This window comes from Streptomyces daqingensis, assembly GCF_014645895.1.
Taxonomy (GTDB): Bacteria; Actinomycetota; Actinomycetes; order Streptomycetales; family Streptomycetaceae; genus Streptomyces; species Streptomyces daqingensis.
The window spans coordinates 494,075-508,830 of the sequence record NZ_BMMP01000002.1 but is presented as its reverse complement, the minus strand read 5'-3'; the positions used below and the strand labels follow the sequence as shown (position 1 = coordinate 508,830).

The window sequence follows — 14,756 nt, the reverse complement described above, 5'->3', positions numbered from 1 at the left end:
CCTTCCGGTGGGCCGCCCCGCGCACTACGCTCCACCCGTGGCCAAGAATGATCCCGTCGACCTCGAGTTCAGCGTCGACCGCGCCAGCCCGGTCCCTCTGTACTTCCAGCTCGCCCAGCAACTGGAAGCCGCCATCGAACGCGGCCGGCTCTCCCCCGGAAGCCTCCTCGGCAACGAGATCGAGCTGGCGGGGCGGCTGGGGCTGTCCCGGCCCACGGTGCGTCAGGCGATCCAGTCGCTCGTCGACAAGGGCCTGCTCGTGCGGAGGCGCGGCATCGGCACCCAGGTCGTGCACAGCCAGGTGCGCCGCCCGCTGGAACTGAGCAGCCTCTACGACGACCTGGAGGCCGCCGGGCAGCGGCCGGCGACGCAGGTGCTGCACTACGAGACGGAGGCGGCGGGTCCCGAGGTCGCCGCCGCGCTGGCCGTCCCCGAAGGCGGCGACGTGCGCCGGGTGGAGCGGCTGCGGCTGACGCACGGCGAGCCCATGGCCTACCTGTGCAACCACCTCCCCAGCGACCTGCTGCCCGGGGACACCCGTGCGGAGCTGGAGTCCACGGGGCTCTACCGGCTCATGCGCGGTGCCGGCATCACCCTGCACAGCGCGCGGCAGTCGGTGGGGGCGCGCGTCGCCACCGCCGAGGAGGCGAAGCTGCTGGGGGAGGAGGCCGGTGCGCCGCTGCTGACCATGGAGCGCACCACGTTCGACGACACCGGGCGGCCCGTGGAGTACGCCTCGCACCTGTACCGGGCCTCGCGCTACGCCTTCGAGTTCCAGCTCCTCGTCCGGTCGTGACCGTCCGGTCGTGACCGTCGGCGGTCCCTGGCCGGAGCGGCCGGTTCCGCGCCCGCCTGCGTCCGGCCGGGCCGCGACCGCGCCCTCTCAGGCGCGCGCAGGCGCCTCCCGCCCGCACCCTCACCCGCGTCCCGTCCGCGTGAGGTCCGCTTCCTGTCCGCGCCCGGTTCCGTGCGGGGGCTCCGTCCCGTGTTCCGCCGCAGGCCTCGCCGAGTTTGTTCGGACAAACTGTCGTGGAGAATGTTCGGACAAAGTATTGACGCCCTGCTCCGACCACGGCTAGAACTCCGCTCATGGTCCTTCGGCGTAGAGCACGTAGAGCAACAACGGTGGCGATAGCCCTGACGAGCGCGGCGCTCCTGGCCGCCGGCTGCAGCAGTTCCGGCGGCAAGGGCTCCGAGGAGAAGGCGAACGGGGCCGGCGGCGGCAAAGGCGTCAACACCCCCCGGATGACTATCGCGATGGTGAGCCACTCCGGGGAGGGCGACACCTTCTGGGACATCGTGCAGAGCGGAGCGAAGGACGCGGCCCGCAAGGACAACGTCCAGTTCGACTACTCGCACGACGACGAGGCGGGGCGGCAGGCGCAGCTCGTGCAGTCGGCCGTCGACAAGAAGGTCGACGGGCTGATCGTCACGCTCGCCAAGCCCGATGCGATGAAGGGCGTGCTGAAGAAGGCCGCCAAGGCCGGCATCCCGGTCATCACGATCAACTCCGGCGGCGAGTTCTCCAAGGAGATGGGCGCGCTCTCGCACATCGGGCAGGACGAGTCGATCGCCGGTGAGGCCGTCGGCGACGAGCTGAACAAACGGGACCGCAAGAAGGCCCTGTGCGTCATCCACGAGCAGGGCAACGTCTCCCTCGAGGACCGCTGCGCGGGTGCGAAGAAGACCTTCGACGGGGACATGTCGACGCTGAACGTCGACGGCACGAACATGCCGGACGTGCAGTCCTCCGTCGAGGCCAAGCTGCAGTCCGACTCGGACATCGACACCGTCCTCACCCTCGGCGCCCCGTTCGCGGCGACGTCCGCGAAGGCGAAGGAGAAGGCCGGCAGCGACGCGGAGATCGACACCTTCGACCTCAACGCGCAGGTCGTGAAGGGCCTGAAGGACAAGAGCTTCGGCTTCGCCGTGGATCAGCAGCCCTACCTCCAGGGCTACGAGGCCGTCGACGCCCTGTGGCTGCACGCGTACAACGCCAACGAGCTGGGCGGCGGCAAGCCCGTGCTGACCGGTCCGCAGATCGTCACGGAGAAGGACGTGCCGAGGCTGGAGAAGTACACCGAGCGCGGCACCCGGTGACAGGACGCCGCGGGGGGAGTGCGGATACTGGCGCGGGGGTCCGCGCCGGTGACGGCTGCCGCCGCGGCGACCAGGAAGAACAGCGCCACCCGTACCGAGAGGTCAGCAGCACGTGTCCAGGCTGGAGAGGTTCCGCGGCAAGCGAGCAGGAGCGCGCGCCGGGCGGGCCGCCGTCGCGGGGCTCCTCGCGGCGGCGATCCCGCTCGCGGGGTGCAGCAGCACCGGCGGCAAGCGGGCCGAGGAGGAACGCAACGCCGCCGTCGGAGGCGAGGCCGCCGTCGGTACGCCCCGCTGGAAGATCGCGATGGTGAGCCACTCCGGGGAGGGCGACACCTTCTGGGACATCGTGCAGAGCGGAGCAGAGGACGCGGCCCGCAAGGACAACATCGAGTTCCTCTACTCCCACGACGACGAGGCGGGGCGGCAGGCGCAGCTCGTGCAGTCGGCCGTCGACAAGAAGGTCGACGGGCTGATCGTCTCCCTCGCCAAGCCCGACGCGATGAAGGGCGTGCTGAAGAAGGCCGCCAAGGCCGGCATTCCCGTCGTCACCGTCAACTCCGGCCAGGACGAGTCCCGCAAGTTCGGCGCGCTCGCCCATATCGGGCAGGACGAGGTGCTGGCCGGCGAGGCCGTCGGCAGGGAGCTGAACGACCGCGGGCGCAAGAAGGCCGTCTGTGTCCTGCACGAGCAGGGCAACGTCGGGCACGAAGAGCGCTGCCGCGGCATCCGCGAGACCTTCGACGGCAAGGTGCGCAACCTGCACGTCGACGGGACGAACATGCCCTCGGTCGAGTCGTCGCTGGAGGCCGAACTCCAGTCCGACGGCGGGATCGACTCCGTCGTGACGCTGGGCGCGCCCTTCGCCCCCACCGCCGTGAAGGCCGCCGAGGGGGCGGGCAGCAAGGCGGAGATCGACACCTTCGACCTCAACGACCAGGTGGTCACAGGCCTCAAGGACGGCTCACTCGGCTTCGCCGTGGACCAGCAGCCCTACCTCCAGGGCTACGAGGCCGTCGACCTGCTGTGGCTGCACCGCTACAACGCCGACATGCTGGGCGGCGGCAAGCCCGTGCTGACCGGCCCGCAGATCCTCACGAAGAAGGACGCACCGACCTTGCAGAAGTACACGAAGCGGGGAACGCGATGACGGCTACACCCACTCCGACACCCACACCGGAGCCCGCCGGCACGGCGCCGTCCGAGGCACCGGAGAAGGACAGGACCGACGAACGCCTGGTGCACCGCTCGCTGCTGAGCCGGCTGATGGGGCGGCCCGAACTCGGCGCCGTAGTGGGCGCGGTGGCTGTCTTCGTCTTCTTCTCGTTCGCAGCCGAGAGCTTCCTGCGGGCCTCCAGCCTCTCCACGGTCCTCTACGCCTCCTCCACCATCGGGATCATGGCGGTGCCCGTGGCGCTGCTGATGATCGGCGGCGAGTTCGACCTGTCGACGGGCGTGATGGTCACGTCCTCGTCCCTGATCTCGTCGATGTTCAGCTACCAGATGACGGCCAACGTGTGGGTCGGCGTCGGGGTGTCGCTGCTGCTCACGCTCGGCATCGGCTTCTTCAACGGCTACCTGCTGGTGCGGACGAAGCTGCCGAGCTTCATCATCACTCTCGGCACGTTCCTGATGCTCACCGGGCTCAACCTGGGCCTGACGAAGCTCATCAGCGGCACCGTCTCCACCAAGGGCATCGGCGACATGGAGGGCTTCGCCTCCGCCCAGGCGCTTTTCGCCTCGGAGCTGTCGGTCGGGTCCGTCCAGATCCAGGTCACCGTCGTGTGGTGGCTCGCCCTGGTGGCCGTCGCCACCTGGATCCTGCTCCGCACCCGTGCCGGCAACTGGATCTTCGCCGTGGGCGGCGGGCAGGACACCGCGCGGGCGGTCGGCGTTCCCGTCGCCCGTACGAAGATCTGCCTCTACCTCGGAGTCGCGCTGGGCGCGTGGATCTCGGGGCAGCACCTGCTGTTCAACTACGACGTCGTCCAGTCCGGCGAGGGCGTCGGCAACGAGCTGATCTACATCGCCGCCGCCGTCATCGGCGGCTGCCTCCTCACCGGCGGCTACGGCTCGGCGGTCGGCGCGGCGGTCGGAGCGCTCATCTTCGGCATGACGAGCAAGGGCATCGTCTACGCCCAGTGGGAGCCCGACTGGTTCAAGTTCTTCCTGGGGGCGATGCTCTTGATCGCGACCCTGCTGAACGCGTACATACGCAAGCGGGCGGAGGCCAACCGATGACCGCGGAGAAGACCACAGGCAAGGACACGGAGGAGCAGGTCGGCGGGGCCGTGCAGGACGCCGCAGCGGCGGAAGGCACCCCTCTGGTCGAGCTGTCGGACGTCAGCAAGCTGTACGGCAACATCCGCGCCCTGGAGGGCGTCTCCCTGCCCGTGCACGCCGGCCGCATCACCTGCGTGCTCGGCGACAACGGCGCGGGCAAGTCCACGCTCATCAAGATCATCGCCGGGCTGCACCAGCACGACTCCGGCAGCTTCCGCATCAACGGCGAGGAGACCCGGCTCGGCTCCCCGCGTGAAGCCCTGGACCGCGGTATCGCGACCGTCTACCAGGACCTCGCCGTCGTCCCGCTGATGCCCGTGTGGCGCAATTTCTTCCTCGGCTCCGAGCCGGTCAAGGGCCGCGGCCCCTTCTCCCGGCTCGACGTGGACCGTATGCGCCGCACCACACACAGCGAGCTGCTGCGCATGGGCATCGACCTGCGCGATGTCGACCAGCCCATCGGCACCCTCTCCGGCGGCGAGCGGCAGTGCGTCGCCATCGCCCGCGCCGTGTACTTCGGCGCGAAGGTGCTGGTGCTGGACGAGCCGACGGCCGCGCTCGGCGTCAAGCAGTCGGGTGTCGTACTGAAATACGTCGCGGCCGCGCGTGACGCGGGCCTCGGTGTCGTCCTCATCACGCACAACCCGCACCACGCGTACCTCGTCGGGGACCGTTTCGTGCTGCTCAAGCGGGGCGCCATGGCCGGCAGCCACCGCAAGGAGGAGCTGGCCCTGGACGAGCTGACGCGCCAGATGTCCGGCGGCAGCGAGCTGGAGCAGCTCTCCCACGAGCTGGAGCGCGCCCCCGTACCGCAGCACCTGGAGTGAGGCGTGCGGCACCGCGCGGGCTTCGGTTCCGGCCTGCGCGGGGCCGCACGGTGCGACTGTGCGGCGGGGCCTCGCGGTAAGGCAGAATCGGCCACGTGGGCGGGGGAGCGTCCACCCGTGACCGAGCAGTCAGCACCGTGCGAACACGAAAGGCCGCGCCGTGAGCATGTACCGAGAACGGGCGGACCGGGACCGTGTCTACAGGCGCACCGCACCCAGTGCCAGCGTGCTGCGGACCGTCAGCACCCGGGAACGGCGCTCTCACCTCTCCGCCCCCCGGGTACCCACGGTAGGTATCGACATCGGCGGGACGAAGGTGATGGCGGGCGTGGTCGACGCCGACGGCAACATCCTGGAGCAGGTGCGCACCGAGACTCCGGAGAAGTCCAAGAGCCCCAAGGTCGTCGAGGACACCATCGCCGAGCTCGTGCTCGACCTCTCCGACCGGCACGACGTGCACGCCGTGGGCATCGGCGCCGCCGGCTGGGTCGACGCCGACCGCTCCCGCGTCCTGTTCGCACCGCACCTCGCGTGGCGGGACGAGCCCCTCAAGGACGCCCTCACCGCCCGTCTCGCGGTGCCGGTCATGGTGGACAACGACGCCAACACCGCCGCGTGGGGCGAATGGCGCTTCGGCGCCGGCCGCGGCGAGGACCACCTCGTGATGATCACGCTCGGCACGGGCATCGGGGGCGCCATCCTGGAGGACGGCGGGGTCAAGCGCGGCAAGTACGGCGTGGCCGGCGAGTTCGGCCACATGCAGGTGGTGCCGGGCGGCCACCGCTGCCCCTGCGGCAACCGCGGCTGCTGGGAGCAGTACAGCTCCGGGAACGCCCTGGTGAGGGAGGCGCGGGAGCTCGCCGCGGCCGAGTCGCCCGTCGCCTACGGCATCATCGACCGCGTCGACGGCCAGATCGCCGACATCACCGGCCCGCTGATCACCGAGCTGGCCCGCGGCGGCGACGCCATGTGCACCGAGCTGCTGCAGGACATCGGCCACTGGCTGGGCGTCGGCATCGCCAACCTGGCCGCCGCGCTCGACCCGGGCGGCTTCGTCATCGGCGGAGGCGTCAGCGCCGCCGACGAACTCCTCATCGATCCCGCGCGGGACGCCTTCCGCCGCCACCTCACCGGCCGCGGCTACCGGCCGGAGGCCACCATCGCCAAGGCGCAGCTCGGCCCCGAGGCGGGTATGGTCGGGGCCGCCGACCTGGCGCGCCTCGTCGCCCGCCGCTTCCGCCGCGCCAACAGGCGCCGCCTGGAGAGGTACGAGCGCTACGAACGCGCCGCCGACAACCTGCGCCGGGCGGTGGGACAGTGACCACCACGTCCACCACATCCACGACGGACGACGACTCCCAGGCCGATTCCCCCATGGACGCCACACCCGCGCACGTACGCTCCGCCCAGCGGCCGCCGCACCGCCCGCGGCACCGGCTGCTGACGCTCCTCATCGTCGTGCTGCTCATCGCCGTCCCCGGCGGCTACCTGGTCAGGTCCGCCTTCCAGAGCCGCGACAGCGGCGAGGACAAGCAGCGCAAGGCCGCGGCCACCAACCTCACCTACGGCTGGCCGAGCAAGGTCCAGCGCAACGTCTACGACGTGCCGCTGCCCGCGCAGTCCAGCCACCACGCCTTCTACGAGGACAACTCCTGGAAGACCAGCTCCCTTTACGTGCAGTTCCGCACGTCGCAGAAGCGGCTGGACGACTTCCTCGAGGACGTGGGCACCGACCGCGCCGCCCTGAAGAAGGGCGAGGTCACGATCGGCGAGAAGCACGCCGACCACATCGGCTGGGACTTCAACAGAGAGGACCGCGACTGGGCGGGCACGACATACCGGCAGAAGCAGGGCCGCCCCACGGTGTCGATCACCGTGGACCGCACATACGAGAGCCGGCCCCGTGTGTATGTCGTGTCCACCGTGAAGTTCTGATGTACGGAGCGACGACCCCGGGGCCGGGCTCCGGGGACCCCTGGGTAGCGTGAACACGTGAGCGAAGAGCAGAACGCCCTTATGTTGCAGCACCGCCTCGACGGCCCCGACGACGCACCAGTGCTCGTGCTGGGGCCCGCACTGGGCACGACCTGGCACATGTGGGACCGGCAGATCCCCGAACTCTCCCGCAACTGGCGCGTCCTGCGGTTCGACCTGCCCGGCCACGGCGGCGCCCCCGCGCGCTCGGCCGACTCCGCGAAGGTACTGGCGGAGCGCCTGCTCGCCACTCTGGACTCGCTCGGCATCAACCGCTTCGGTTACGTCGGCTGCTCGATAGGCGGTGCTGTCGGCATCCAGCTCGGCCTCCAGGCTCGGGACCGGGTCTCCTCCCTCGCCCTCGTCTCCGCCTCGTCGCGCTTCGGCACGGCGGACGCCTGGCGGCAGCGCGGCGTCGTCGTCCGCACGAACGGGCTCGACCCGATCGCTCGCTCCACCCCGGACCGCTGGTTCACACCCGGCTTCGTCGCCGCGCAGCCGGCGATCGTCGAGTGGGCCGTGCAGATGGTCCGCACGACCGACCCCGGCTGCTACATAGCCGCCTGCGAGGTGCTCGCCGCCTTCGACGTCCGCCAGGACCTGGGCCGCATCGGCGTCCCGACGCTGGTGATGGCGGGAGCGGAGGACCAGGCCACACCGCCCGCCGACGCCCGCGCGCTGGTCGCCGGCATCCCGGACGCGCGCCTCGCGATAGTGCCCGGCGCCTCCCACCTGACACCCGTCGAGCAGCCCGGGGCCGTGACGGAGCTGCTCATCAGGCACTTCACGACCAGCTGGCAGGAGTCGCCCGCCGGGCCGCCCGCGCCCGCCCCCGTCATCACCCCCACGCCGACGCGTCCCGTCGGGGCGATCGCGGAGCTGGAGTCGGCGGCGCAGATCGCCGGCCGCAACGATCCGTACGACGCGGGCATGAAGGTGCGCCGCGAGGTGCTCGGCGACGCCCACGTCGACCGCGCGATGGAGAACGCGGACGCGTTCACGCAGGACTTCCAGGACTTCGCGACCCGCTATGCCTGGGGCGAGGTGTGGACCCGGCCGGGCCTGGACCGCCGCACCCGTTCCGTCGTCACGCTGACGGCGCTCGTCGCGCGGGGCCACTTCGACGAGCTGGCGTTCCACGTCCGCGCCGCACTGCGCAACGGCCTGACCCCGGAGGAGATCAAGGAGGTTCTCCTCCAGACCGCCGTGTACGCCGGTGTTCCCGCCGCGAACTCGGCCTTCGCCGTCGCGCAGGGGATCATCCGCGAGGAGACCACGCCGGAGGACTGACGTCCGCGCGCGTTCCGCGCCGCCCCCGTCCGGAGCGGCCCGGAACGGGGCTCCCGGGCACAATGGCCCCATGAAGCTGATCAAGAAGGGCCACTCCTGCGTACGGCTCGAGAAGGACGGGCGCGCCCTCGTGATCGACCCCGGCGGCTTCAGCGAGGACGACGCCGCGGTCGGGGCCGACGCACTGCTCGTCACCCACGAACACCCCGACCACTTCGACGAGGGGCGGCTGCGGGCCGCCATGGAGGCCAACCCGGCGGCCCGGATCTGGACGCTCCGCGGAGTCGCGGACCGGATCTCCACGACCTTCCCCGGGCGAGTGCACATCGTCGGCGAGGGGGACGCGTTCGACGCGGCCGGCTTCGAGGTCGAGGTGCACGGCCAGCTCCACGCCGTCATCCACCCCGACATCCCGCGCATCGCCAACTCCGGCTACCTCGTGGACGGTTCGCTCTTCCACCCCGGGGACGCCCTGACCGTGCCGGGCCGCTCCGTCGACACCCTGCTGCTGCCGGTCCACGCCCCGTGGAGCAAGGTCTCCGAAGTCATCGACTACGTGCGCGAGGTCGCCCCCCGCAGGGCCTTCGACGTCCACGACGGCCTCCTCGCCGACCGGGCCCGCCCCGTGTACGACCGGCTCATCGGGGACCTGGGCGGCGTCAGCCACAGCAGGCTCACCCCCGGCGAGAGTGTCGGTGTCGCGCGGTAGATTCACACGTATGCGTATCGCCACCTGGAACGTCAATTCCGTCAGCGCCCGGCTGCCGAGGCTGCTCGCCTGGCTGGAGTCCGCACGCCCCGACGTGGTGTGCCTGCAGGAGCTGAAGTGCTCCGCCGAGGCGTTCCCCTCCGAGGAGATCTCGGGGCTGGGCTACGAGGCCCTCGTCAACGGGGACGGCAGGTGGAACGGCGTCGCGGTGCTCTCCCGGGTGGGCCTGAGCGACACGGTCCTCGGACTGCCCGAGGGTCCGCTCTTCGACGGCGGGGACGAGTCCCGTGCCGCGGCGGCGACCTGCGGCGGCGTGCGGGTGTGGTCGGTCTACGTGCCCAACGGCCGCGAGGTCGGGCACCCGCACTACGCCTACAAGCTGGAGTGGCTGGAGGCCCTGCGCCGTACCGCGCTGAAGGAGGCCCCGGGGTCGCTGCCCTACGCGATACTGGGCGACTACAACATCGCGCCGGCCGACGAGGACGTCTACGACCGCGCGGCCTTCGAGGGCTCGACGCATGTGACGGAGCCCGAGCGCGCCGCGCTGAAGGCCCTGCGCGACACCGGCCTCAGCGACGTGGTGCCCAGGCCGCTGAAGTACGACCACCCCTTCACGTACTGGGACTACCGGCAGCTGTGCTTCCCCAAGAACAGGGGGATGCGCATCGACCTGGTCTACGGCAACGAGCCGTTCGCGGCGGCGGTGAAGGACGCCTACGTGGACCGTGAGGAGCGCAAGGGGAAGGGCGCCTCCGACCACGCGCCCGTCGTGGTCGACCTGGAACTCTGATTAGGCGGCCTGCCCGTACGCCCTTCCGCCGGGAGCGGCCGCGCGCCGTGCGAGGCGGCGCCGGCGGCCGGTTCCCCGCCGGGGGCGAGTGCGGCGATGGCTTGAAATGTGCGGCAGGCGCTCTTGCGCTCTTCCGCGTCACGCGTATCAATAGCAACGCGTGAATTGACGAGCTGTCATCGTGACGCCCAGGGGTGCCGCCTGCCGCGGATCGTGCGCATCCCGGTCGCCACAGCACGCACCGCACCCCCCACACGCTCACGCGCGCCAGACGTGGCGCACCGATGCGGTGGTCAGGCTTTTCCCCCACGACCTGGAAGGCGATCCCATGGGACGCAGGAAAGTTCTCGGAACGGCACTGGGCACGGCAGCACTGACGGCATGCGCGCTGGCGTTCGCGCCCGGCGCGCTGGCGGTCGACCCGACCACGGCCACGGTCACGGCGGACTGCGGCAGCGCCGGCTCTGGCGACGCCACGCTCACCGCGACACAGGACGGCACGGCCGCGACGATCACGCTCTCGTCGTCCGCGGTGAAGGCCCCGATCGACGTGGCGGCCGGCTCCGTCGAGACGGAGCTGACCCTCACGAAGAACGGCAGCGACACCGCGACCTTCAAGGGCAACTCGAACCCGGCCATGTCGGCCGGCGACGACGTCAACTCCGGTCCCCTGGACGGCACGGTGGCCGCCGGCGACGTGATGGAGGCGAAGTCGGTGAAGCTGGTCATCTTCGGGGCCATCACGGTGAACTGCGAGGCGACGTCCCCGCAGGACCCGGGTCCGTTCACCTTCTGAGGAACGTGTGACGAGCGGGGCGGTGCCTGTGCGCCGCCCCGCTCCGCGGTCTCCTGGGCTTCCCGGCCGGCCTTGCGCTGCCGACGCCGGACTCCGCGCGCACCCCGGCCTGGACGCGGTGTGCGTGCCGCGTCCGTCAGCTCCGGTCCTGCTCCGTGCAGTTGCTGTCCCGCTCCGTGAGGGGCGTCGCGGTGGCGTCGGCGTGTGATTCCAGCCGGTAGTCGAAACCGGCAGGACGGTCGCTGATGCCGAGACCCAGCAGGTCGATCAGCAGGGAGCGGCGGCCGGCCAGCAGCGGATGGGACGCGACCTCCGCGAAGTAGGCGGGCGAGGTGGCGCCCCAGCCCGTGCACGTAGACACGCGGCGGCTCCCGTCCCGGCAGTTCGGCCCAGCGCATCCAGTCGCCCCCGGGCGTCACGACGGCGTCGCGCACACTCTGCTCCCTGACGGTGAGACGTTGAGGAGTAGAGAGCAGCCAGCGACTGCCGAGCGCCCCGGCGCGGTACCGCGGCCCTGCGGGCCGTCCCGTACGGTGCCGGCGGAAGGGCGGCGGGCAGGTGTGCAGGACCTGTCCGCCGCCCTTCCGTGTTCGCCGGACCCGGGGGCGGGCCACCGCCCCCCGGGCGCGCTACGGCACCAGCTTCCTCAGCTCCACCGAGTCGGCCATCGCCTTCAACCCGGCGTCCCCCGGGTGCAGATGGTCGCCGCTGTCGTACGCGGGCAGCATCCGCTGCGGCCGCGCCGGATCCCGCACCACGGCGTCGAAGTCCAGCACGGCGTCGTACACGCCCCCGTTGTGGCGGACGAACTCGTTGACGGCGCTGCGTCTGGCCTCGACCTCCGGGGAGCAGTCCTTGTAGCCCTCACACGGCGTCAGTGTCGCGCCGACGACGCGCAGTCCGCGCTCGCGTGCCCGTTGCGCGAACGTCTTGAGTCCGGCGACGACGTCCTCGGCGGAGGCACCCCACCGCACGTCGTTGATGCCTTCGAGGACCACCACCGTGTGCGCGTTCGTCTGGGCCAGCACGTCGCGCTCCAGGCGGTGCAGGGCGCTGACACCGCCGGTGTCGTCGCTGACCCCGTCGCCCGGGTAGCGGTCGGAGAGGACGCGGTTGGCGGAGATGCCCTGGTTGAGGACGCCGTAGCGGGGCACGTCGTCCTGGGCGCGCAGCCGCTGCGACAGGACGTCGGGCCACCGCCGGTTGGCGTCCTGCGTGGAGCGCACACCGTCGGTGATGGAGTCGCCGAAGGTCACGACGGAGCCGGGGCCTTCCCCTACGCCTTCGGCGCGGGGAGACCCCGTCCGCACGTCCACACCCGTCAGGAACGGCCACGCCTCCAACGACCCCGTGAACGCGGCGCCTTCCTCGTCTCCCGTACGGTCGCCGCTTCCCGCACCGCTGACGTACGAGCGCTGGATGGCCTCGCTGTGCACGGGCGCGGCGGCGACGGGGCCGGGCAGGTGGATGCTCACGAGCAGGTTGGCGCCGGGCGGCACGCGGAAGCCCACGGGGTCGCTGACCGCCTGCGCGCCGGCGGGCATCACGACGCCGTCCCGTCCGTCGAAGCGCAGCGGCACGGGCCTTCCGCGTCCCGAGGCGCCCTCCCGCTGCACGACCACGGAGGCGCTTCCGATCTCCACCGGGGCCGAGGCGAAGGTGTTGGCCAGCCGGATGCGGGCCCGCGACCCGCCGGCGGAGCTGTGCACCACCAGCCGCAGTGTCTGGTCCTGCCACGGCCCGAGGGCGGTGTAGCCGGAGCTGCTCGCCGACCAGCTCCCCGTCCACGTGGAGTCCTCGCGGCGCACGGCAGCGGAGAAGACGTGCAGGTCCGACTGGGGGCCGGCGTCGTCGGGGAGCGTCACGGAGCGGATCTGCCGGCTGGGGTCGGCGGGCACCGTCACCGCGTAGAGGCGGGCCTTCTCTGCGAGCTGCCCGCTTGCACGGGTGTTGACGTGCGGCAGGGCGACGGCCTTCTCGGCGAGCGGCCCCGCGCGCCAGTCCGGGGCGGTGAGGGTGTACGGGCTGCTCGTGCCGTCCCAGTAGTGCACGGTGCCGCTGCCCTTCACGCCACCGCCCGGCCGCCCGTCGGCCGAGGTTCCCGCCACCAGGAGGGAGACGGCGTTGCCCGATCCGCGTACCCGTACGTGCTGCCCGTCGGCGCGCACGTTGTCGGGGCTGCCGGGAGAGGTGCGGGGCCACCGCAGCGAAGCGGAGTCGAGGTCGAGCCGGCGGCCCGGCTGCCAGCCGGCGGCGTGCAGGTCCTGCGCGGAGAGGGAGTTGCCCGCTCCGTCGAAGTCGGCTTCACCCGGGTGCGCGTCGTCGCTGACGGCCCGGTTGTCGAAGAGCCGCTCCAGGGGGAGCGGCTCGGTGGTCGTGGTGCGGTCTTCTGCCACGGCGACCGCGGGGAGGCCCGCGACGCTCGTCAGGATCATGAGGGGGACACTCCACAGACGTCTGCGCACGCCGACTGGTCCTCTCTGGCGTCCGGGCCCTGCCGCGCGGATCTCCGCGGACCCGCGGCGACCCTGACGGCACGTCCCAGTGGCTTCCGGCTTCAACACCCTTTCGTCGCGCCTTGATTCGACCCAGGCCCGGTGAAGGTAGAGAGACGGCAAAGCGCCGTCAAGGTGTCCAGTCGGACACACCGCGTTTTTTCCGTACCCCTCCACGTGCACAGCGTGCCTGTGGTGCTCCCGCATCAGGGGATGCCACCCTGATCCGTATGAACATCCCCTTCCTGGACAACTGGCGTAAGAGGCACGGTGCGGCATCGGACACGCCCGTCTCCGACACCGCGTCCAGCGACCCCGAGGGCGTCGCGCAACTGCTCTCGGAATGCGAGCTGCTGCGCGGACTGGCGGGACGCGAGGGAGTGCAACTCGACGACTCCGCCGAGTCGTTGGCGGAGCTGGACCAGATGCTGCCCCGCTGGCGGGAGGACCCGGAGGTGTCGCCGTGGCTGGGCAGCGACGCCGGTCTCTACCTGGGCACCGTCATCGTCCGCACGGTGCCGGGCGCGGCCTGGTGGTTCGGCTCGGGCGGTGAGCCGGTCGTGCAACTGCCCTCGGGGCGCCGCCTGGACGTCCTGGAGGAGGGCGCCGCGTGGGCGGAGACGGGCACGCCGGAGCTGTCGCAGCTCTACGCGGAGTTCTCGGAGCGGTGAGTCTCAGGCGGACGCCGGCGGGGGAGCGCTGGTGGCCGCGCGGGTGACGTCGGCGACGAGTTCGACCACGTCCGGGCCGTACGCCTGGGAGTTGACCACCCGCAGCAGCAGGCAGAAGTCCCCGCGCGTCCCGTACTTGCGCATCAGCCGCCGGTGGTTCCGGGCGAGGTAGCGGGCGGCGGCCTGGTGGGTTATCGAACGCTGGCCGCAGAAGAGGAAGACGGGGCGGATGTCCGCGTCCTGCCCGGCGGTGAGACGTGCGAGCAGCACGTGCTCGCGGACGCCGCGCTCCACCAGGTGGCGCTCGCCGCCGATCGTGAAGGCCGCCTGGTCCGGGCCGCGTTCCGCGTCCACGACGGCGCCCGGCAGCAGTGACTGCAGATGCGCGGCCATGCGCCGGTTCGACGTGGGCCCGCCGACGCAGAACTCCGTGCGCTCCCCGAAGCCCTGCTGCGTGGCGTCGTGCGGTACGACGTCGGCCCTCGCGCCGCACTCCTTGATCAGGGCGGACAGCTCCAGGAGGGCGAAGGCGTCGTTCCGTCCGACGGCCCATTCGCCCGCGGCCGGGTCGCGGTCGACGACCATCACGCACTCGGAGTGGCTCGGCAGGCCGAAGAAGCGCTGGGTGCGGCGGAGCTCGCGCCTCCACAGCCAGGTACGGGCGAACCAGCCCAGAGCCGCCACGGCGCCGGCCGCCAGCACACCGAGCACGATGTCACGGAGGTTGTCCGTCATGGGGCGGCAGCGTACATCCGCCGGCTACGCGGTCGTACGGGTATGCCCGAGGGCCCCGGGGAGGGACGGGTCGCGGCGAAGCCCGCACC

14 protein-coding genes and 1 pseudogene are annotated in these 14,756 nt (G+C 71.6%); 12 read left to right on the top strand and 3 right to left on the bottom strand.

What is annotated here, in order from left to right:
- The first annotated feature begins 37 nt into the window (after window positions 1-37).
- The 11 genes from IEY56_RS04630 (at window position 38) to IEY56_RS04580 (ending at window position 10,766) form a co-directional block, all read left to right on the top strand.
- Complete coding sequence (locus IEY56_RS04630; RefSeq protein ID WP_189035739.1) at window positions 38-796, top strand: GntR family transcriptional regulator; 759 nt, start codon at window positions 38-40, stop codon at window positions 794-796.
- Between the two features lie 293 nt (window positions 797-1,089).
- Window positions 1,090-2,100, top strand: coding sequence for a sugar ABC transporter substrate-binding protein (locus tag IEY56_RS04625; RefSeq protein ID WP_189035738.1), 1,011 nt, complete (start codon window positions 1,090-1,092; stop codon window positions 2,098-2,100).
- 112 nt (window positions 2,101-2,212) lie between these two features.
- A complete protein-coding gene (locus IEY56_RS04620; RefSeq protein ID WP_444544887.1) occupies window positions 2,213-3,247 on the top strand; it encodes a sugar ABC transporter substrate-binding protein in 1,035 nt (344 codons plus the stop codon).
- Window positions 3,244-4,338, top strand: coding sequence for an ABC transporter permease (locus tag IEY56_RS04615; protein ID WP_189035737.1), 1,095 nt, complete (start codon window positions 3,244-3,246; stop codon window positions 4,336-4,338). Before IEY56_RS04620 ends, IEY56_RS04615 begins: the two co-directional genes overlap by 4 nt.
- The gene (locus IEY56_RS04610; RefSeq protein WP_189035736.1) at window positions 4,335-5,207 is read left to right on the top strand and encodes an ATP-binding cassette domain-containing protein; all 873 of its coding nucleotides are present in this window, start codon (window positions 4,335-4,337) and stop codon (window positions 5,205-5,207) included. Before IEY56_RS04615 ends, IEY56_RS04610 begins: the two co-directional genes overlap by 4 nt.
- A 166-nt stretch (window positions 5,208-5,373) precedes the next feature.
- Window positions 5,374-6,528, top strand: coding sequence for an ROK family glucokinase (locus IEY56_RS04605; protein WP_189035855.1), 1,155 nt, complete (start codon window positions 5,374-5,376; stop codon window positions 6,526-6,528).
- The gene (locus IEY56_RS04600) at window positions 6,525-7,142 is read left to right on the top strand and encodes a hypothetical protein (protein WP_308424113.1); all 618 of its coding nucleotides are present in this window, start codon (window positions 6,525-6,527) and stop codon (window positions 7,140-7,142) included. The genes IEY56_RS04605 and IEY56_RS04600 overlap by 4 nt, the downstream gene beginning before the upstream one ends.
- Window positions 7,143-7,223: 81 nt before the next feature.
- Window positions 7,224-8,471 carry a bifunctional 3-oxoadipate enol-lactonase/4-carboxymuconolactone decarboxylase PcaDC gene (pcaDC, locus tag IEY56_RS04595; RefSeq protein WP_189035854.1) on the top strand — a complete coding sequence of 416 codons (1,248 nt, stop codon included), beginning with the start codon at window positions 7,224-7,226 and terminating at the stop codon, window positions 8,469-8,471.
- A gap of 70 nt (window positions 8,472-8,541) precedes the next feature.
- Window positions 8,542-9,180 carry an MBL fold metallo-hydrolase gene (locus tag IEY56_RS04590; protein ID WP_189035735.1) on the top strand — a complete coding sequence of 213 codons (639 nt, stop codon included), beginning with the start codon at window positions 8,542-8,544 and terminating at the stop codon, window positions 9,178-9,180.
- A 10-nt stretch (window positions 9,181-9,190) separates the two neighbouring features.
- Window positions 9,191-9,970: an exodeoxyribonuclease III gene (locus IEY56_RS04585; RefSeq protein ID WP_189035734.1), complete on the top strand. Its 780-nt coding sequence runs from the start codon at window positions 9,191-9,193 to the stop codon at window positions 9,968-9,970.
- A 328-nt stretch (window positions 9,971-10,298) separates the two neighbouring features.
- Window positions 10,299-10,766 (top strand): hypothetical protein, encoded by a 468-nt coding sequence (locus IEY56_RS04580; protein ID WP_189035733.1) that lies wholly within the window; start codon window positions 10,299-10,301, stop codon window positions 10,764-10,766.
- Between the two features lie 178 nt (window positions 10,767-10,944).
- On the opposite strand, the pseudogene IEY56_RS04575 reads toward IEY56_RS04580, so the two are convergent.
- Window positions 10,945-11,200 (bottom strand): annotated as a pseudogene (locus IEY56_RS04575) (alpha/beta fold hydrolase); the annotation flags it as partial.
- A 195-nt stretch (window positions 11,201-11,395) separates the two neighbouring features.
- Entirely contained in the window at window positions 11,396-13,201 is a 1,806-nt protein-coding gene (locus IEY56_RS04570; RefSeq protein ID WP_189035732.1) for an SGNH/GDSL hydrolase family protein, read from the bottom strand.
- A 290-nt stretch (window positions 13,202-13,491) separates the two neighbouring features.
- Between IEY56_RS04570 and IEY56_RS04565 the strand changes: the two genes are divergently transcribed.
- Window positions 13,492-13,932 carry a DUF6278 family protein gene (locus tag IEY56_RS04565; protein WP_189035731.1) on the top strand — a complete coding sequence of 147 codons (441 nt, stop codon included), beginning with the start codon at window positions 13,492-13,494 and terminating at the stop codon, window positions 13,930-13,932.
- A 3-nt stretch (window positions 13,933-13,935) separates the two neighbouring features.
- Here IEY56_RS04565 and IEY56_RS04560 read toward each other — a convergent pair whose 3' ends face one another.
- A complete protein-coding gene (locus IEY56_RS04560; protein ID WP_189035730.1) occupies window positions 13,936-14,667 on the bottom strand; it encodes a hypothetical protein in 732 nt (243 codons plus the stop codon).
- Window positions 14,668-14,756 lie beyond the last annotated feature (89 nt).